This window comes from Bacillus sp. S71, from assembly GCF_016625265.1.
Lineage (GTDB): Bacteria > Bacillota > Bacilli > Bacillales > Bacillaceae_G > Bacillus_A > Bacillus_A cereus.
The window spans coordinates 78,319-98,108 of sequence record NZ_JACVUW010000007.1 but is presented as its reverse complement, the minus strand read 5'-3'; the positions used below and the strand labels follow the sequence as shown (position 1 = coordinate 98,108).

Sequence of the window (19,790 nt, the reverse complement as noted above, 5' to 3'; positions counted from 1 at the left end):
CTGCTGTATGTATATGACAAATGCCTATCCGATGTTATCTCTTTTCTATATTCTTGGCTGACAAATTGGGCAGTAATGCGTTCCTCTTCCGCCAACAACTGTTTTTTCTAATATCGTACCGCAAGTTACACACGGTTCTCCTTTTTTTCCGTATACATTTAGGAGTTCTTGGAACGAACCAATTTGCCCTTGTGAGTTGATATACGTTCGAATTGTACTTCCGCCACGCTTCACTGCTTCGCCTAGCGTTGTAACGGTAGCCTCATAAATTCGCTCAATTTCTTCTATTGTCAAAGACGAAGCTTCTCGTTCCGGATGAATTTGAGAACGGAATAAAACTTCATCTACATATATATTTCCAAGCCCTACTAAAAGACGCTGGTCCAATAGCACAACTTTTATTTTACGATTTGTCTTTTGCAATCTTTCTTGTAAATACTGTGGTGTCAATTCAGCATCAAACGGCTCCGGACCTAAGTCAGCAAGAGGCATTTGGCTCATCTCTTCACCTTTCTTAAAGAGATGCATCGTACCAAACTTTCTCACATCTTTATAATGTAATTCAGTTCCATCTGTAAATAAGAAACGGACGTGCGTATGTTTATCAATCGGCTCATCCTCTTGATGTAGTAAAAACTTACCTTCCATACGCAAATGTGAAACAATAACATAATTTGTTACATATAGAAGCAAAAACTTTCCTCTTCGCTTTATATTTTCAATCTTCTCGCCTTTTAGCATTTCTTTAAAGATTTCTGCATCATCCGGTCGTTTCACTATTTTTGGATAAGTAACAATAACATCTTCAATCGTTTTTCCTGTTACAAGATTTTCAAGTGTCCGTCTGACGTTTTCAACCTCTGGTAATTCAGGCATTTCATCACTTCCTTATTTTGCGTCGTACCAAGTTGGACCGTAAGAATAATCAACTTTCAGCGGAACTGCGAGTTCAATTGCATGCTCCATTACTTCAGGTACAAGCTGCTCTAATTTTTCAATTTCTTCTTTTGGTGCTTCAAATATTAATTCATCGTGTACTTGCAGAAGAAGACGCGCTTGTAATCCTTCTTCTTCTAAACGATCTGCCATAATAATCATCGCTTTTTTAATAATATCTGCTGCAGTACCTTGAATTGGTGTATTCATCGCTGTACGCTCAGCGAAGCTACGTAAATTGAAATTACGACTCGTAATTTCTGGAATATAACGGCGACGATTTAATAATGTAGCCACATATCCTTTTTGTTTCGCATCTTTTACGATGTCCTCCATATATTCTTGTACACCAGGGAAACTTTCTAAATACTTTTCAATAAATTCCGCTGCTGCTTTTCTTGTAATCCCTAAGTTTTGTGAAAGACCATAATCACTAATACCATACACAATTCCGAAGTTAACAGCTTTCGCTTGTCGTCTCATATTTGAAGTGACTTCATCTTTTTCAACGCCAAATACATCCATAGCTGTTTTCGTGTGAATATCCATGTCATGCTGGAATGCTTCAACTAGCCCTTTATCATTTGCAATATGAGCTAATACACGCAGTTCGATTTGTGAATAGTCAGCCGCATACATAATCCAACCTTCTTCTGATGGAACAAATGCCTGACGAATCTTTCTTCCTTCTTCTAATCGAATCGGGATATTTTGCAAGTTCGGATCCGTTGAACTTAATCGACCTGTTTGCGTTAACACTTGATTAAAGCGAGTATGAATTTTAGATGAATCTTCATGTACAACTTTCAGTAAACCTTCAATATAAGTTGAATTTAGCTTCCCTAATTGACGATAATGTAAAATGTTTGGAATAATTTCATGGCGATCCATAAGCTTGTCTAATACATCAGCTGACGTAGAATAACCTGTTTTCGTCTTTTTAATAACCGGTAAGTTTAAGTTCTCAAACAGAATTACACCAAGCTGCTTCGGTGAATTAATATTAAATTCTGTTCCCGCAAGCTTATAAATTTCCTGTTCCATTTCCTTTAATCTACCTGCGAGTTCTTCTCCCATATTACGAAGACGCTCCGTATCAACTTTTACACCTTTTACTTCCATATCAGCTAATACACGCGCAAGTGGCAATTCTAACTCTGTAAACAGTTCATATTGCTCATTCTTCTTTAACTCTTCAACGAATGTTTGCTTTACATCATATAATACATGCACTTTACGAGCCACATGCTCCGCTACTACTTCTAACTCTGGAACAGCACGCTTCGCACCTTTTCCGTAAACTTCTTCATCTGATTTCACAGCATGCGTTTCTTTCATTTTCGCTACAGTACGGAAATCTTTATCTGTATCAGCCGGGTCAAGTAAATAAGCAGCGATTAATAGATCAAAGTCAATCCCTTGCATATCTATCCCATTCCATTTCAGTGCAACGATTGCTCGCTTCGCATCAAATGTATGCTTTCTCATTTCTCCATTTGCAAGCCATGCTTTAAATGCATCCGATGCAAGAGCAATATCCTTCTGAATAAAGTAGCAACCATTTTCATTTTGAATACCAAAGCCTTGAATGTCCGCCTTATGATAATTATCTTCTTGCACTTCTACGATAAGCGCACTATCTTGCTGAAGCATTTCTTCTGTAACTTCTTCCACAATATCAAATGTAATATCATCTAATTCAGCTGGAGCTGTTTCTTCTGGCGTAACGCCTAATTTATTTAAAAGAGATGTAAATCCTAAACTCTCGAACATTGGAATCACATCACTTGCTTCATATCCTTTATACGCCATATCATCCACATGAACTGTAATCGGTGCATCTGTAATAATAGTCGCAAGATCTTTACTCATAAGAGCTTGTTCTTTATTTTCTTCTAGTTTTTCTTTTAATTTCTTCCCGCTTACTTGATCTAGATTTTCATACACTTCTTCAACCGTTCCAAACTGTGTTAACAATTTAATCGCCGTTTTTTCACCAACTCCTGGTACACCCGGAATATTATCTGATTGGTCTCCCATTAAACCTTTCATATCGATAATTTGCTTTGGTGATAAGCTATATTTTTCAAATAAAGCTTCTTTCGTATATTCATCTACTTCCGTAATCCCTTTTCGCGGAATACATACAAGCGTGTTATCAGAAACAAGTTGAAGTAAATCTTTATCTCCTGAAATAACTTTTACACTTGCTCCTTGTTCACTCGCTTCTTTTGCTAGCGTTCCCATAATATCATCCGCTTCATAATTTTCTAATTCATAACGCGGTACGTTGAATGCATCCAGCATCTCACGAATAAACGGGAACTGCTCTGATAATTCAGGTGGAGTCTTTTGACGTCCTCCTTTATACTCACTATACGTTTTATGACGGAAGGTTGTTTTGCCTGCATCAAACGCCACTAACATATGAGTTGGCTTTTCTTCCTCTAATATTCTCATTAACATCATTGTAAAACCGTAAATTGCGTTCGTATGTATACCTTTGTCGTTATTTAAAAGCGGTAGTGCAAAGAAAGCACGATACGCGATATTATTACCATCTACTAATACGACCTTTTTTTCCAAAATTGAAACCTCCCCATACAAATTTGAAATGATTTTTTTCACAGAAAAAAACCGTTCCTTTCCTCTCTCTATATTAACATGACTAATAGAGAGAAGAAAAATAACGGTTATTTTCTTTCATATATAAAACAGACTTATATTGGCATAAAGGGAAGTGACGAGAACAGCTTAACTATTCTCGTCCAAAATTACTCCTTGGATGAAGGGGTTTTCATGTATTATATTAACAGAGCTTTATTAATATTTAATTAAGCCATTGTTAATATATTGTAAACATCCTTCATCCTATTTTTCAGTTGCTGATTTTGGTAAAACAACTGTAAATGTTGTCCCTTCCCCAACTTCACTATCCACTGTAATTGTACCGTGATGCGCCTCTACTAAATGCTTTACAATTGATAATCCGAGGCCTGTACCACCAGTATTTCTACTTCTCGCTTTATCCACTCGGTAAAAGCGTTCAAAAATACGCGGAATTTCCTCTTTACTAATACCAATTCCAGTATCCGATACTTTTATATAAGCATTATACTTATCTTCCGCTAACTCTACTGAAACAACGCCTCCAGCCGGTGTATATACGATCGCGTTATTCATTAAATTAATAAAGATTTGTTTCAAACGACTTGGATCTCCAATAACAGAAGCACGTTTTAATACATTCACTTGTAAAGAGATTTCTTTTTCTCCTGCTTTATTATCAAGCACCATATGAATATCTTCAAGCAGCCCCTTCATGTCAACGGTTCCCATATTTAATTTAAATCCTTGTTGTTCGATCTTTGACAAATCTAATAAATCTTCAATTAATCCTTGCATGCGCTCACTTTCTTTTAAAATAATGTGCAAGAAATGTTCGCAGAATTTTTTATTATCCATCGCTCCGTCTAAGAGTGTTTCTGAAAAACCTTTAATAGAAGTAATCGGTGTCTTTAATTCATGAGAAACATTCGCTAAAAAGTCTTTTCTCATTTGTTCTAATTTCTTTAACTCTGTTATGTCATGGAATACGAGAACAATCCCTTTCCATTCATGGTTTGTCCCGATAATCGGCGCTCCATATACTTCGAAATGCTTCCGCTCAATTCCAAGTGGCAATAACATTTGTTTACGCACTTTCACTTCTGTCATAAAGATTTCTTCTACAAGCTCAATAATTTCTGTATGATGAAACGATTCATAATATAAGCGATCTAAATATTCTTCATCTGTTACGTGGAAAGTTTCCTTATAAGAGCGGTTTACAAGGTTTATATACCCGCGGCTATCAATTAAAATCATTCCGCTTCCCATATTTTCAATTAACGTATGCAGACGATCTTGCTGCATTTCTTGTTCAAGTGTCATCTCTTGTAAGTTACGAGCTAAAATATTAATCGCTTTACTCAGCATTCCTGTTTCATCCGAATGACTTTCGTATGCACGTGCTTTATAATTACCCTTTGCCAATTCAATTGCAACTTTTGTAACCGATTCAATCGGCCTAATATATTGCCCTGTAATTTTCATACCTAAAAATACAACTACGAGACAAGCAATAACAAATCCGATAATTAATAATCCCCACGTTTTTTGATGTACGTCTTTTAAAGGATCGATTGTACTTTTCACCAAAACGTATCCTTGTTTTCCTTCTACATCTTGAACGAACACCGCATGATAAAATTCATTCTTTCGATCTGTCTCTTTCGTAATCACTTTACTTCGTTGTTTTGCCAATTCCGAAGTAAGTTCTTTAATCGTCTCTGGACTAAATGCCAATTCTTGTCCTTTTCTATATTGAACTTTCTTTTTTTCATCCACAAATACGATAGAAGCTGGTATTTTTTCTTCTAACTTTTCAAATACGTATGGATTTTTTAAGACATTATCAAAACCTTGCTCTTCTGCTAACGCCGCAACATACTCCGTCTCTTTTACCATTCTCTCTTTAGCATGATCTATATAGTAGTTTTCAAACACAGTTTCTAGCAATAAACCTAGTCCAACTAAAATAAATACAATAAGAGAAACAAATGTAAAAAGAAGCCTGGAACGAAATTTATTCATTCCCTTTTGGCTCCTCTAATTTATATCCTAAACCACGTATCGTTTTAATGTACGTCGGTTTTTTCGTATTTTGTTCAATTTTATCGCGCAAATGGCTAATATGAACATCAACAATTCGTGTATCACCAGCAAAATCGTAATTCCATACAGCACTTAATAATTGATCACGCGTCAACACGCGACTTTTATTTTTCGCAAGATACACAAGTAGTTCAAATTCTTTTGGTGTTAATTCAAGCTTTCTTCCTTGGAAATAAGCCTCATAAAACTCCGGTAAAATTTTAAGTTCTGCAATTGTGATGCTATCTTCATCTGGCGCTTCTGCAACTTGTTCTTCTTGTTGTAATTTCGTGCGGCGCAAAATCGCCTTCACACGAGCAACAACTTCCCTTGGACTAAATGGCTTCGTCATATAATCATCTGCCCCAAGTTCAAGGCCTAGCACCTTATCAAACTCATCATCTTTTGCCGTTAACATTAAAATCGGCGTCATAACGCGCTGCAATCGTAATTCTTTACACACTTCCATACCATCCATTTTCGGAAGCATTAAATCTAATATAATTAAATCTGGGCGTTCTGTTGTCGCTTTTTGAAGCGCCATTTCTCCATCCATCGCTGTTATAACTTCAAACCCAGCTTGTTGTAAATTAAATTCGATTAAAGTTAAGATAAATTCCTCATCATCAACTACTAAAATACGATTGTTCATTCTTTTCCTCCAAGTTATAGACTTGAAACCTTCTTCATCCTAGTATTTTCCCCGTTATTCTCATCATACTAGAAAACAAGGTCCCTCTCAATATAATTGTCTATTCATGGAGATCGTTTGTGTAGAATTGAGAAAATAGAAGTAATTACGATTCACCTGCAACTACACAGGATTTTGCCAAACTTTATAGATTACTCTCTCTTCTTTAAAGCTCACTTCCGTATGAACTATAAAATCTTGATTTTGTGCTAGGAAAAACGAAAGAGCATACGCTATTTTATAATCCGGTGTTTCATATCCATCAAATACTCTCCCGTACATTTCATTCGCAACCCCGTCTGCCCACACTTCAGCTTCTCTTACCGTTTCAAAGATAACGTTTTCTCCTTTCCATCTCATCTTAAAGAATCACTCCTTCCATTGACTTAAATTATCAAATTATAATATAGTAAATATTGTTAATCCAATAATCCGAATATAAAAAGGGGTCTATTATGCGACTATTACTACCTATTTTAACTTTAGTAGTAACATGTTTCCTTACTTTTAACGTACCGAGCTGGGATACGATTAAAACGGGGTGCTCAGAATTTGCTGAAGGGTTCAAAGAAGGATTTTTCAACTAAAAATAGCGCTAGCATCCTTATTCAAGGTATGCTAGCGCTATTCATATTTTCATCTTTTAAAAATTATCTAATGCTTTTTCCATAATGGAAACAGATTTAAAAGGCGGCGTGACTGTTAATGAACCTTTTACAACAGTTTCTCCTTTTTCATCATGAGCAGATACAAGCATATCAATTGTATGTTCCTCCTCAGAAACAGCCACAACTTCAAAGTGGATTTGTAACGTTTCATAATGGTGAACATGCTTCACGAACGTAAGGTCCTTCCTAGTAATATGACTTCCTGGACCCGGTAAATATTTCGTAACTGCCGTTGTAATCATTCCCGTTAGCATAATGCTTGGTACAATCGGCTTTTCATACGGAGTTTGGGATGCGTAATCATGCTGAATATATAATGGATTGGCATCATTCGTTAACCCTAAGTACAATAACAAATCTTTATCCTCAATTTTTTCAGTGATAGATAATTTCTCTCCTACTGTAATTTCATCCATTTTACGACCAATTTGAACTTTTTTCTTTAACATGTTACAACCCCCTCCGATTTTTTCACCTTATTATCCTACTAAAAGCGATACCTTATCCGAAATTTACTATGATGAGGGCAATGTATAGTATAAATCTATAGTTTCATTATAGGATACTACAAATGATAGCGTTTTCATATTATTTCAAAAAAACAATTCGGTAAATAGTAGAAAAAGATTCGGAATCCCGAATCTTTTTCACTACTATTCAATTATTAAACAAGAACTTTCATTACGTTACGTACAGATTCTACAGAGCGATCTAACGCTTCTTTTTCATCTGCAAGAAGTTCTAATTCAATAATTTTTTCAATTCCGTTACCACCTAGAATTACTGGTACCCCTAAGTAAAGGTCACTATAACCATACTCACCTTCAAGGTACGCAATAGCTGGTAATACACGGCGTTGATCTTTTAAGATTGCTTCTGTCATTTCAACTAAAGAAGCTGCTGGTGCGTAATATGCACTACCGTTTCCTAATAAGCCTACAATCTCACCGCCACCTTTACGTGTACGTTCTACGATTGCTTCTAAACGCTCTTTCGGAATTAACGTTTCTAACGGAATACCGCCTGCATAAGAATAACGCACAAGAGGTACCATGTCGTCACCGTGTCCACCAAGAACAAATCCTGTAATGTCTTTCACAGAAAGATTTAATTCTTGTGCGATGAATGTACGGAAACGAGCTGTATCTAATACGCCCGATTGGCCAATTACACGCTCTTTCGGGAATCCTGCTTCTTTAAATACAGAATATGTCATTGCATCAACTGGATTTGTTAACACAACAATAATTGCATTTGGTGAATGTTTTGCAATGTCGCGCGTAATACTTTTCATAATTTTAGAGTTCGTTGCTACTAAGTCATCACGGCTCATACCAGGCTTACGTGCAATACCTGCTGTAATAACGACAACGTCAGAATCAGCAGTATCTGCGTAATCAGATGTTCCAATAATGTTAGCATCAAAACCTTGTACTGGGCTCGCTTCTAACATATCTAACGCTTTCCCTTTTGTTGGATTTTCCAGTTGTGGAATGTCCACTAATACAACATCTGCAAGTTCTTTTTGTGCTAATAAGAATGCCGTTGTTGCTCCTGTAAATCCTGCACCGATGACTGAAACTTTCTTGCGTTTGATTGTCATAATTTACCCCCCGCTTTAATTATGCGTTTTTGATTATCGCTACATCCATGTTTTTAATAAGCTCATTAGCAAACTCAGAACACTTCACTTCTGTTGCGCCTTCCATTAGGCGAGCGAAGTCATATGTTACTACTTTTGATGCAATTGTTTTCTCAACTGAATCTGTTACTAATTTCGCTGCTTCATTCCATCCTAAGTGTTCTAATAATAATACACCTGAAAGAAGAACTGAAGATGGGTTTACTTTATCTAAACCTGCATATTTTGGAGCTGTACCGTGTGTAGCTTCAAAGATAGCATGTCCAGTCACATAGTTAATGTTTGCACCAGGTGCAATACCAATTCCACCTACTTGTGCAGCAAGTGCATCAGAGATATAGTCACCATTTAAGTTCATTGTTGCAACAACATCGAACTCACGTGGACGAGTTAAAATTTGTTGTAAGAAGATGTCTGCAATAGAATCTTTTACGATGATTTTTCCAGCCACTTCAGCGTCTGCCATCGCTTTATTTGCTGCATCTTTACCATCTTTTTCAACAATGCGATCATATTCAGCCCAAGTAAATACTTTGTCGCCGAATTCTTGTTCCGCTACTTCGTAACCCCAGTTTTTGAAAGCACCTTCTGTAAATTTCATAATGTTTCCTTTATGAACTAATGTAACAGAAGAGCGTTTTTCATTAATTGCATATTGAATTGCAGCACGAACAAGACGCTTTGTCCCTTCTTCTGAGATTGGTTTAATACCAATACCAGATGTTTCTGGGAAGCGGATTTTATTAACACCCATTGCTTCTTTTAAGAAAGCAAGAACTTTTTCTGCTTCTGGAGATCCTTGTGCATATTCAATTCCAGCATAAATGTCTTCTGTATTTTCACGGAAAATAACCATATCAGTATCTTCCGGACGTTTTACAGGTGAAGGAACACCTTCAAAATAACGAACTGGACGTAGACATACATATAGATCTAATTCTTGACGAAGTGCTACGTTTAGAGAACGAATACCACCGCCAACTGGAGTTGTAAGTGGACCTTTAATTGCGATTAAATATTCGCGAATTAAATTTAAAGTTTCTTCTGGTAACCACTCGCCTGTTTGGTTGAATGCTTTTTCCCCTGCAAGCACTTCTTTCCAAACGATTTTCTTCTCACCATCATAAGCTTTTTCAACTGCTGCTTCTATTACGCGAGATGCAGCTGCCCAAATATCAGGACCAATTCCATCTCCTTCAATAAATGGAATAATCGGATTGTTCGGTACATTCATAACACCATTAGTTACAGTAATTTTTTCACCTGTCGTCAATGTGATAACCCCCATGTTTGAAATTTCATATGTATGAAACTGAGGGAATAACCCCTCAGTTCAAACCGTTAGTCAAATTAAAATATTCTAATCATTACATCTTTCCGAAAAAATCAGACTTTTGAAAGCGTATTTTCACTATCGAAATAGTGTTTTTCGCTTATCTTTGTGCGATTGGAACATACACTTGATGCGTTGGTCCATTATAATCAGCACGCGGACGGATTAAACGGTTATTTTCATATTGTTCTAGAATATGAGCTAACCAGCCTGACATACGGCTAATTGCAAAAATAGGTGTAAATAAGTCATGGTCAATTCCTAAACAATGGTATACAGAAGCTGAATAGAAATCGACATTTGGTGGAAGACCTTTTTCTTTTGTTACAATGTCTTCAATTTTGATAGACATATTATACCATTTGTCTTCTCCTAAAAGCACGCATAATCTCTTAGACATTTCACGTAAGTGTTTTGCACGCGGATCACCTTGCTCATACACACGGTGACCAAAGCCCATGATTTTCACTTTATTTTGAAGAGCATTATGAATATATGATTCTACATTTTCTTCTTCGCCAATTTCAGTTAACATCTTCATTACATTTTCATTCGCCCCACCGTGAAGAGGACCTTTCAATGCACCGATTGCTGCTGTAATACCAGAATATACATCTGAAAGTGTAGCCACGCAAACACGTGCAGTAAATGTAGAAGCGTTTAACTCATGATCCGCATGAAGTACAAGCGCCTTATCAAAAGCTTCAATTTCAACTTCATTTGGCTCGCGATCATTTAACATGTACAAGAAGTTTGCAGCTAATGATAAATCTTTTCTTGGCTCAACAATATCTAAACCTTTACGGATTCTCGCGTAAGCAGCAACTAAAGTTCCCACTTGAGCCTGTAATTTAACCGCTTTCAAATAATTAGACTTTTCATCCATAATTTCAGCGCTCTCATCGTATAATGATAGCATGGAAATTGCAGTTCGTAAAACAGACATCGGATGTGCAATTTTTAAATCTACTTGTTTCAAATATGTTAAAATCTCACCTGGAACTTTATAGTATTCAGATACAATTTCATTAAATTCCGCTAGTTCTTTTTCATTAGGAAGCTTGCGGTGCCATAATAAGTACACTACTTCTTCAAACGTAGCATTCTCAGCTAAATCATCAATATTATACCCAACATAAGTTAATGTATCATCAATAATAGAGCTCACAGATGATGTTGTTGCTACTACCCCTTCTAAACCTCGAATAACAGTCATGACATTCTCTCCTTTTCCTGAAAATTCTCCCAACCTTGCTCCTTATATCTATTTGCTCCCCTTATGAATTATGAACGCCCGTTCACTCTTTAGGCAAGCAAAATGCACGATCATGCAAATTTGTTGCGATGTTCCCCTCTTATTGTCCATTGTTTACATGGAAAGCATGAGCGTGAATGTCTCCCCGAATCCTCACGCTCAAAACAACAAGTTAGTGAGGAAAATACATTCCGAAGAGTTTTATGATAAAAACAACATAAAACAATATCATTATAAAATTGTTTTATGTTGTTTTTATTTTATCTGGTGTAAAGTCTCTGCTGTTATGTAACTTTTCAAAGTTTCTAATCCTATTATAAACAATTATCTGACTTTTGTGAACAGAAAGAATTCAAAAATTTTATATTACTATAAAATTCCTTATTTAAACATTTGTATAATACTCATAACCGCATAGGCAATTCCAGCCCCAATTAACGGACCAACAGCAACCCCATTAAATAGCGCAACCGCTATAATTGTCCCAAAAACAAGCGCAGTTGTAATGTGAGGATCCGTTGTCAACAATTGTACGCCGCCTTTCGCTAACAAAGCGACCGCTACACCTGAAGCTAAAGCAATCCACGCATAATAAGATTTTGCCGCTTCTCCAAGTTGTTTAAAACCTATTTCCCCCGTCGCAATCGGTACGAGCACCGCTATTGTAATGACTGTTACACCTAGGTTAATTCCTTTCGTTTGTAAATAAGGAAAGACCTTATCTCCTAAAAACGTAAACTTCAATAAAAATAACACACCAATAGCTACAGTAAGCGATTGGTTTTTAGCAATAAGTCCTATAATAAGTAGTATGAATAAAAATAACGTTGACTGACTAATCATGTTTGCACTTCCTTTCTGAAAATAATGAACTCATTTCCAAACAAAAATACCTTTAAACCTATCGTTATACATGATATATCGATGCCTATTCAACATGAATCACTTCATTTTTTATGTATTTTAAAATGATAAATTGAGACTTTCACCATAAAAATTTAAGCATGTATACATTTTAAAAAACAGGCGTCTCTTCTTTCTTTTCTAATTAGAAACAGGTAAAATAAAAAGAAGAGAAAATGAAGTTTTTACCATATAGTAGAAGCATCAACACCAAGCTTTCACAGTCACTCACATACTGAAAAAGCAGGAAAAATCCATCATTCCACTATAACATAAAGTGAAACTTTAATCAGTGGGGCATTTTCCACTGATTATTAGTTGAACCAACCGGGCTTTTACGGGCAGTTTATCTCCATCTAACTCCTTTGATCCAGCCGCACTTCGGGTAGGAGATTTACTGCCCGTTAATGCGGGGTAAAGTGAAACTTTAATCAGTGGGGCACACTCGTTATAAGTTGAACGAATTAGGATAATCCAAATTGGAATGGGAGGTATACATCTTTGAACCGAAACTTACTATATATGATATTGCGACTCATATTTGTCATTGTAGCAACGGTAGCTGGGTTCTATGTATTACTATACATGTCAGGGCTTATCTATCCTTTTATTATCGCTTTTGCATTTGCTTATTTGATTAATCCTGTCGTCAATTTCCTTAATCAAAAACTACAATTTCCTCGCGCACTAGCAGTACTCGTTAGCTTAATTCTCGTATTTGGAGCTATCGTTGGACTTGTTACATATCTTGTGACTGAAGCAATATCTGCCACAACATACTTACTACAACTTGTTACAGTAAAGTTTCCAGATATCGTTACATTCGCTCAGCAATTTGCACTTAATCATATTATGCCTCTCTACGATGATTTAATCTCTAAATTTAATCATCTTGGAGAACCACAGCGCTATACAATTACACAAAACATTCAAAACTTAGGAACAGAGGCAACAACACAAATGAAAGAAATTTTAACCGCCATTATAAGCGGGTTAACGAATTTCATTAGTGCACTGCCAACAACTTTAACTGTCCTTGTATTCATTTTATTAGCCACTTTCTTCATTAGTTACGATTGGCACCGTCTTGCTCAAAAAGCAAGAAAATTACTACCAAATCGTGTACACGGCTACGGAAAAACTATTTTTGTCGACTTAAAAAAAGCTTTATTTGGTTTTGTGAAAGCACAACTTACACTCGTATCTATGACAACCGTTATTGTACTGATCGGACTTTTAATATTACGCGTACCATACGCCATTACTATTGCGATTATTACAGGAGTTGTAGATTTACTACCATATTTAGGAACAGGCGCAGTCTTCGTTCCATGGGTTATATACGTATTTTTCACTGGCGATACCGCATTCGCCATTGGTCTTCTCATTTTATACATCGTCGTGATTGTCCAAAGACAAATTATGGAACCGAAAGTACTTTCATCTAACATCGGTCTCGATCCATTAGCAACACTCGTCGCTCTATTTGTCGGCTTTAAACTTTTTGGCTTTTTAGGATTAATCATCGGTCCAGTCACCTTAGTACTACTTAATACATTACACAAAGCCAATGTCTTCCATGACTTGTGGAAATATATTAAAGGTTCACCTTCAAAATAACAGTTTCTAATTCATACAAAAAATCAAGCTATAATCAGTGGGAAATTCCCACTGATTATTCCTTTTACCTATTTTTCACACTACTCACACGCAACAAGAGCATTACCCAGAAACAGGATAATCCTCTTGTTTTTTTGTATAAAAAAACACATATTCTAGCTAAAAATACATTTTTATTCTATTTTCTCTATAATTATTACTTACATTTATTACTTTTTATGTAAATGAATAAATATACAAAATGGCATAAAATAAGGCTTCAACTAACAATCACCACCTTTTATATGAATTCTTTACACCAATCGCTCCTTTATATACAAAAGCAAAACTTTAATTTGGCTGCATTTCGCACCATCTTATTCATCCAAATTAATAGCACTAAAAAATCACACGTTTAATCGAAGCACAACAAGAGTTCAAACGAAAATTATATAGCAAATATAATAAGCGGACATTTTGTTCATCCCCACTCATCATCCCCCCCACAAATAGTGCGGTAAAGCAAAGCCTCAATCAGAAAGCTCCCCTCCTCTTACAAGACAAAAAATAGCACTTAGATCGTTATAATCTAAGCGCTACTTCTGAATGATAATAGTAGAGTTCTTTCTAAACTTCCATTCCATCCACTTCATAACAAGCGGCTTCAATAAAGCTCTCGTAATAGGGATCACGCAGATAAACCCTAGCACATCTGTCACATAACCAGGAAGCACTAAGAGAATACCTCCTACAAATACAAAAATACCATCTAGTACTGCCTCACCTGGCATTTCCCCTCTATTCAACTTAGATTGAATCTCTCCAAGCACTTTAAATCCTTGTCTTTTCGCCAAATACACACCTACTACACCTGTAAATACAATCATAGCGAACGTAGACCATAAACCTATTACATGACTTGATCCGATTAAGACCGTAATCTCAATCGCCGGTATTAAAATAAACAAGAATAGTAACCACTTCATAGTTCTACACCTCTCTCACAACTCACTTTTAACGCCCTCACAACGCCTATATACATCATATGAAATATAATACCCTTTCATATTAAAACCCATAACAAACAGCTTTTAAAAGCAATTCTAGGCGCTTTAAGCTAACTCTATCTCGTTTTTGTGTAAAAAAAAAGAGAAGGACTCCGATCCTTCTCTCCGTATTACTTATAGCACTTCCGCATGTCCATTATAAACAATTCCGCGTGCTGCATCAACTGTTACTTCTTGGCCATTTTTTAAAGTTGCTGTTACGCCGTTTACACCAACGATAACAGGAATACCGATTGATACGCCTACAACAGCAGCATGGCTTGTTAAGCCACCTTCTTCTACAACTAAAGCAGCAGCTTTTTCGATTGCAGGAATCATATCTTTATCAGTGCTTGTTGTAACAAGGATATCACCTTCGTTTACGTTCGCTACAGCTTCAGCAGCTGTTTTTGCTACAACTACTTTACCTTTTGCAGCTTTACGACCGATTCCTTGTCCTTTAGCAACTTCTTCACCAACAACGTGGATTTTCATTAAGTTTGTTGTACCAGTTTCAGCAACTGGAACACCAGCAGTAATTACTACAGTATCTCCAAGGCCGATTAGACCTGCATCCATACCTGTTTGAATTGCTGTATCTAACATTTCGTCAGTTGAAGCTGCGCGCTTCTCAGCCATAAATGCTTGTACACCCCAAACAAGTGCAAGACGACGTCCTACTTGCTCGTCAGATGTTACAGCTACGATTGGAGATTTTGGACGGTATTTAGAGATCATTTTCGCAGTATGTCCACTTTCTGTTGGAGCTACGATTGCAGCTACATCAAGAGCAAGTGCTGTATGCGCAACAGATTGGCTAATTGCATCTGTAATTGTTGGAGTGAACTCTTTAATACGTTTTTTGAACATATCTTCGTATTGTAATGATTTTTCAACACGTACTGCAATGTTAGCCATCATTGTTACTGCTTCTACCGGATATTGACCAGCAGCTGTTTCACCTGAAAGCATGATTGCATCTGTACCATCGAAGATTGCGTTAGCTACGTCACTTGCTTCAGCACGAGTTGGACGTGGGTTACGTTGCATAGAGTCTAACATTTGTGTCGCAGTAATAACTGGTTTACCTAACACGTTACATTTTTTGATTAGACGTTTTTGTACTAATGGTACTTCTTCTGGTGGAATTTCTACACCCATATCACCACGAGCTACCATTAAACCGTCAGAAACTTCTAAGATTGAATCGATGTTGTCGATACCTTCTTGGTTTTCGATTTTCGGTACGATTTGGATGTATTGAGCGCCATGCTCTTCTAATAATTCACGGATTTCTAATACGTCAGACGCTTTACGTACGAATGAAGCTGCGATGAAATCAACTTTTTGCTCGATACCGAAGATGATATCTTTTACGTCTTTTTCAGTGATACCAGGAAGCTTAATGCTTACGTTTGGTACGTTAACACCTTTTTTATTTTTTACAGTTCCGCTGTTAAGAACTTTTGTACGGATGTTTCCATCAGCTTTTTCGATTACTTCTAGTTCGATAAGACCGTCATCGATTAGAATGCGAGAACCTGGGTCTACATCGTCATAAAGACCAGCATAAGATACAGAGAACTTCTCTGCAGTACCTAATACTTGCTCAGTAGAAAGAACTACTTCTGCACCTGTTACAAGCTCAGCTTGTCCGTCTACGAAGTCGTGAGTACGGATTTCTGGACCTTTTGTATCAAGTAAGATACCAACTGTTTTACCAGTTTTCTTTGAAGCTTCACGAATGTTTTTAATACGAGCTCCGTGCTCTTCATGGCTACCATGAGAGAAGTTTAAACGAGCAACGTTCATACCTGCTTCGATTAATTGCTCTAATTTTTCAATACTTTCACTAGCAGGACCTATAGTACATACAATTTTAGTTTTACGCATATTGCACCTCCGAAAATTATGAAACCGTTCCCAAATATCTGACATTACGCCGATTAGATGGATAATTCTTTAGATAATTGATACATATCTTTATCGATTGTATGCTTTTGAGCTAACGCTTCGATAATATCATGATCAACAAGTTTGTTATCTTGAATACCTACACAACGTCCACCTCTACCAGCAATTAATAATTCAACTGCTCTTGCGCCAAGACGACTTGCTAATACACGGTCTTGTGCACTTGGTGATCCGCCACGTTGTACGTGACCTAATACAGTTACACGAGTATCAAAGTTTGTTGCTTCTTCAATGTGCTTACCGATGTCAATTGCACTTCCAACACCTTCAGCTACAACGATAATACTGTGTTTTTTACCACGTTCACTACCGCGCTTCAGACGAGCGATAACATCATCCATGTCATACTCTTCTTCTGGAATTAAGATTGTTTCTGCACCATCAGCTAAACCAGCCCATAATGCGATATCACCAGCGTGACGTCCCATTACTTCGATAACATATGTACGTTCATGAGATGTAGCTGTGTCACGGATTTTATCAATTGCATCAATAACAGTGTTTAAAGCTGTATCGAAACCAATTGTGAAGTCTGTTCCAGGGATATCATTGTCGATTGTACCTGGTACACCAACACATGGGAATCCTTGTTCAGTTAATTTTTTAGCGCCTTGGTAAGAACCATCTCCACCAATAACAACAAGTCCTTCGATACCATGTTTCTTTAATTGCTCGATACCTTTTAGTCGTACTTCTGGGTCTTTAAACTCAGGACATCTTGCTGTATATAATTTCGTACCACCGCGGTGGATAATATCGCCAACAGAACCAAGTTCTAATTTTTCAATGTGACCAGAAATTAATCCAGCGTATCCATGGTAAATACCATATACTTCAATATCATGGAAAATCGCTTTACGAACAACTGCACGAATGGCAGCATTCATACCAGGTGAATCTCCACCACTTGTTAATACACCAATACGTTTCATTTGTACTCACCTCATAAAGATTATTTGCCTTATAATAAAATAACACGAAAAAATATAAAAACACAATGGAGAAGATGTGTCTTTTCATAATAAAAACGTGCATTCGCGAAGAGGAACGCACGCTTTTCTTATTTTATCCCAATGGAAGCGTTTGAAAACGAAACTTGCCCAATTTTCATATATTTTTCATAACGTTTTTCGATTAATTCATCTTTCGAAATTCCGTTTAATTGTTCAAAAGTTTTTCTAATCATTAAGTCTATATTTTCTGACTGTTTTAAAAGATTACGGTGAGCTCCACCTTTTGCCTCTGGAATAATTTCATCAATTACACCTAATTCTTTCAAATCTGCTGCTGTAATTTTCATTGCTTCTGCAGCTTCCTTTGCTTTTCCTGCATCTTTCCAAAGAATTGCCGCTGCACCCTCTGGTGTAATAACAGAATAAGTGGAATTTTCTAGCATATGAATGTAATCTCCTACTCCAAGACCTAGCGCACCACCACTACCGCCTTCACCGATAACGATACAAATAACTGGTACCGTTAAACCTGCCATCTCAAATAGGTTGCGGGCAATAGCTTCACTTTGTCCACGTTCTTCAGCTGCTTTACCAGGATAAGCTCCCTTCGTATCGATGAAACAAATAATAGGACGATTAAACTTTTCCGCTTGTTTCATGAGACGCAGTGCTTTTCGATATCCTTCTGGATGAGGCATTCCAAAGTTACGGCGAATATTTTCTTTCGTATCTTTTCCGCGCTGATGCCCAATTACAGTTACAGGCATCCCTTTATATTTCGCAATGCCGCCGACAATCGCTGCATCATCGCCAAATAGACGATCTCCATGACATTCGAAAAAATCAGTAAATAAGTGCTCAATATAATCGAGCGTTGTCGGTCGTTCTGCATGACGAGCAATTTGAACACGGTCCCATACTTTTAGATTGCCGTATATATCTTCCTCTAAATTTTCTAGCTTTTCTTCCAAAATACGAATCTCCTCACTGAAGTCCATCTGGCTGTTTTTCGTATAGTCTTTCAGTTCACGAATCTTATTTCTTAGCTCAACAACTGGTTTTTCAAATTCTAGCTCTGCCATACAGCCATTTCCCCTCCTTGATGAACTTCTAAAATCTTGCGAAGCGATTCTCTCATATCATCACGATGCACCACCGCATCTAATTGACCATGATCTAGTAAGAATTCTGCCGTTTGGAAATCTTCCGGTAGTTTCTCACGCACCGTTTGTTCAATTACACGTCTACCAGCAAATCCGATAAGTGCACCTGGTTCTGCAAGATTATAATCACCAAGTGAAGCGAAACTCGCTGAAACCCCGCCCGTCGTTGGGTGAGTCATAACAGAAATAAATAACCCTCCTGCATTACTATGCTTTTTCAAAGCTACGCTTGTTTTTGCCATTTGCATTAAACTTAATATCCCTTCTTGCATACGGGCACCACCCGAAGCAGTAAAGATAATAAATGGAACTTGTAAGTCGTACGCCTTTTCAACCGCACGGGCGATTTTTTCTCCTACTACAGAGCCCATGCTCCCCATTCGAAAACGAGAATCCATTACTGCAACAACAACAAGCATGTCATCAATTGTTCCTTCACCAGTTACAACCGCTTCGTTCAATTCAGTCTTCTTACGATCGCTCTCTAGTTTCTCTTCATAACCTGGAAACTCGAGTGGATTTAATGAAACCATTTCTTTGTCATACTCACGGAATGACCCTTCGTCCAATATACTATCAAGACGTTCCCATGCATTCATAGGATGATGATATCCACAATTCACACATACTTTTAAATTTTTTAGAAGTTCTTTCGTATACATGATTTTTTTACATTCCGGACATTTTGTCATAACGCCATCTGGCACATCTTTTCGTACTTGTTCTGAAGGTATTGCAGCGTACTTTTTCTTTTTCACGAATAAATCTCTTAGCACAATTTGACCCCCTTCGTTGAGAGCTAAGGTTAGCGTAAGAAGAAAATGGGGCTAACACCAAAGTTTGATGTTAGCCTTATCTTCTCAATCTGTCTAATAACCTCACTCTTTACGTTTAACTTTAACCGCTACGCGGTAGAATGTTTGTCATAACGT

17 protein-coding genes are annotated in these 19,790 nt (G+C 37.0%); 2 read left to right on the top strand and 15 right to left on the bottom strand.

The window, feature by feature from the left end:
* Positions 1-45: 45 nt before the first annotated feature.
* The 5 genes from mutM to IBT51_RS17020 form a co-directional block, all read right to left on the bottom strand.
* On the bottom strand, positions 46-876 hold the full coding sequence (gene mutM / locus IBT51_RS17040; RefSeq protein ID WP_053563571.1) for a DNA-formamidopyrimidine glycosylase: 831 nt from the start codon (positions 874-876) through the stop codon (positions 46-48).
* A 12-nt stretch (positions 877-888) separates the two neighbouring features.
* Complete coding sequence (gene polA / locus IBT51_RS17035; RefSeq protein WP_053563570.1) at positions 889-3,522, bottom strand: DNA polymerase I; 2,634 nt, start codon at positions 3,520-3,522, stop codon at positions 889-891.
* A gap of 285 nt (positions 3,523-3,807) precedes the next feature.
* Positions 3,808-5,571, bottom strand: a complete 1,764-nt coding sequence (phoR, locus tag IBT51_RS17030) for a sensory box histidine kinase PhoR (RefSeq protein ID WP_053563569.1) — start codon at positions 5,569-5,571, stop codon at positions 3,808-3,810.
* Positions 5,564-6,283, bottom strand: a complete 720-nt coding sequence (phoP, locus tag IBT51_RS17025; protein ID WP_001065220.1) for a two-component system response regulator PhoP — start codon at positions 6,281-6,283, stop codon at positions 5,564-5,566. The genes phoR and phoP overlap by 8 nt, the downstream gene beginning before the upstream one ends.
* A gap of 162 nt (positions 6,284-6,445) precedes the next feature.
* The gene (locus IBT51_RS17020) at positions 6,446-6,682 is read right to left on the bottom strand and encodes a hypothetical protein (RefSeq protein ID WP_053563568.1); all 237 of its coding nucleotides are present in this window, start codon (positions 6,680-6,682) and stop codon (positions 6,446-6,448) included.
* 95 nt (positions 6,683-6,777) lie between these two features.
* Between IBT51_RS17020 and IBT51_RS27235 the strand changes: the two genes are divergently transcribed.
* The gene (locus IBT51_RS27235; protein WP_001238014.1) at positions 6,778-6,909 is read left to right on the top strand and encodes a hypothetical protein; all 132 of its coding nucleotides are present in this window, start codon (positions 6,778-6,780) and stop codon (positions 6,907-6,909) included.
* 56 nt (positions 6,910-6,965) lie between these two features.
* Here IBT51_RS27235 and IBT51_RS17015 read toward each other — a convergent pair whose 3' ends face one another.
* The 5 genes from IBT51_RS17015 to IBT51_RS16995 all read right to left on the bottom strand — a co-directional run bounded on the left by IBT51_RS17015 (position 6,966) and on the right by IBT51_RS16995 (position 12,063).
* Positions 6,966-7,439 carry a MaoC family dehydratase gene (locus IBT51_RS17015; RefSeq protein ID WP_000914180.1) on the bottom strand — a complete coding sequence of 158 codons (474 nt, stop codon included), beginning with the start codon at positions 7,437-7,439 and terminating at the stop codon, positions 6,966-6,968.
* Between the two features lie 215 nt (positions 7,440-7,654).
* Positions 7,655-8,593 (bottom strand): malate dehydrogenase, encoded by a 939-nt coding sequence (gene mdh, locus IBT51_RS17010; protein ID WP_000153232.1) that lies wholly within the window; start codon positions 8,591-8,593, stop codon positions 7,655-7,657.
* Positions 8,594-8,612: 19 nt separating this feature from the next.
* Entirely contained in the window at positions 8,613-9,905 is a 1,293-nt protein-coding gene (icd, locus tag IBT51_RS17005) for an NADP-dependent isocitrate dehydrogenase (protein ID WP_000206893.1), read from the bottom strand.
* 160 nt (positions 9,906-10,065) lie between these two features.
* Positions 10,066-11,214 carry a citrate synthase gene (citZ, locus tag IBT51_RS17000; RefSeq protein ID WP_000503651.1) on the bottom strand — a complete coding sequence of 383 codons (1,149 nt, stop codon included), beginning with the start codon at positions 11,212-11,214 and terminating at the stop codon, positions 10,066-10,068.
* A 387-nt stretch (positions 11,215-11,601) separates the two neighbouring features.
* A complete protein-coding gene (locus IBT51_RS16995; protein ID WP_000625507.1) occupies positions 11,602-12,063 on the bottom strand; it encodes a DUF441 domain-containing protein in 462 nt (153 codons plus the stop codon).
* A 561-nt stretch (positions 12,064-12,624) separates the two neighbouring features.
* Between IBT51_RS16995 and ytvI the strand changes: the two genes are divergently transcribed.
* Positions 12,625-13,743 (top strand): sporulation integral membrane protein YtvI, encoded by a 1,119-nt coding sequence (gene ytvI, locus IBT51_RS16990; protein WP_078400661.1) that lies wholly within the window; start codon positions 12,625-12,627, stop codon positions 13,741-13,743.
* A 575-nt stretch (positions 13,744-14,318) separates the two neighbouring features.
* On the opposite strand, the gene IBT51_RS16985 is transcribed toward ytvI, so the two are convergent.
* The 5 genes from IBT51_RS16985 to accD form a co-directional block, all read right to left on the bottom strand.
* Positions 14,319-14,708, bottom strand: coding sequence for an FxsA family protein (locus IBT51_RS16985; protein WP_000871631.1), 390 nt, complete (start codon positions 14,706-14,708; stop codon positions 14,319-14,321).
* Between the two features lie 195 nt (positions 14,709-14,903).
* Entirely contained in the window at positions 14,904-16,661 is a 1,758-nt protein-coding gene (gene pyk, locus IBT51_RS16980; RefSeq protein ID WP_001232667.1) for a pyruvate kinase, read from the bottom strand.
* A 53-nt stretch (positions 16,662-16,714) separates the two neighbouring features.
* Positions 16,715-17,674, bottom strand: coding sequence for a 6-phosphofructokinase (gene pfkA / locus IBT51_RS16975; protein WP_000821158.1), 960 nt, complete (start codon positions 17,672-17,674; stop codon positions 16,715-16,717).
* A 128-nt stretch (positions 17,675-17,802) separates the two neighbouring features.
* Positions 17,803-18,777, bottom strand: a complete 975-nt coding sequence (gene accA / locus IBT51_RS16970; RefSeq protein ID WP_000818801.1) for an acetyl-CoA carboxylase carboxyl transferase subunit alpha — start codon at positions 18,775-18,777, stop codon at positions 17,803-17,805.
* Positions 18,765-19,634: an acetyl-CoA carboxylase, carboxyltransferase subunit beta gene (gene accD, locus IBT51_RS16965; RefSeq protein WP_000942856.1), complete on the bottom strand. Its 870-nt coding sequence runs from the start codon at positions 19,632-19,634 to the stop codon at positions 18,765-18,767. The genes accA and accD overlap by 13 nt, the downstream gene beginning before the upstream one ends.
* Between the last annotated feature and the right edge of the window lie 156 nt (positions 19,635-19,790).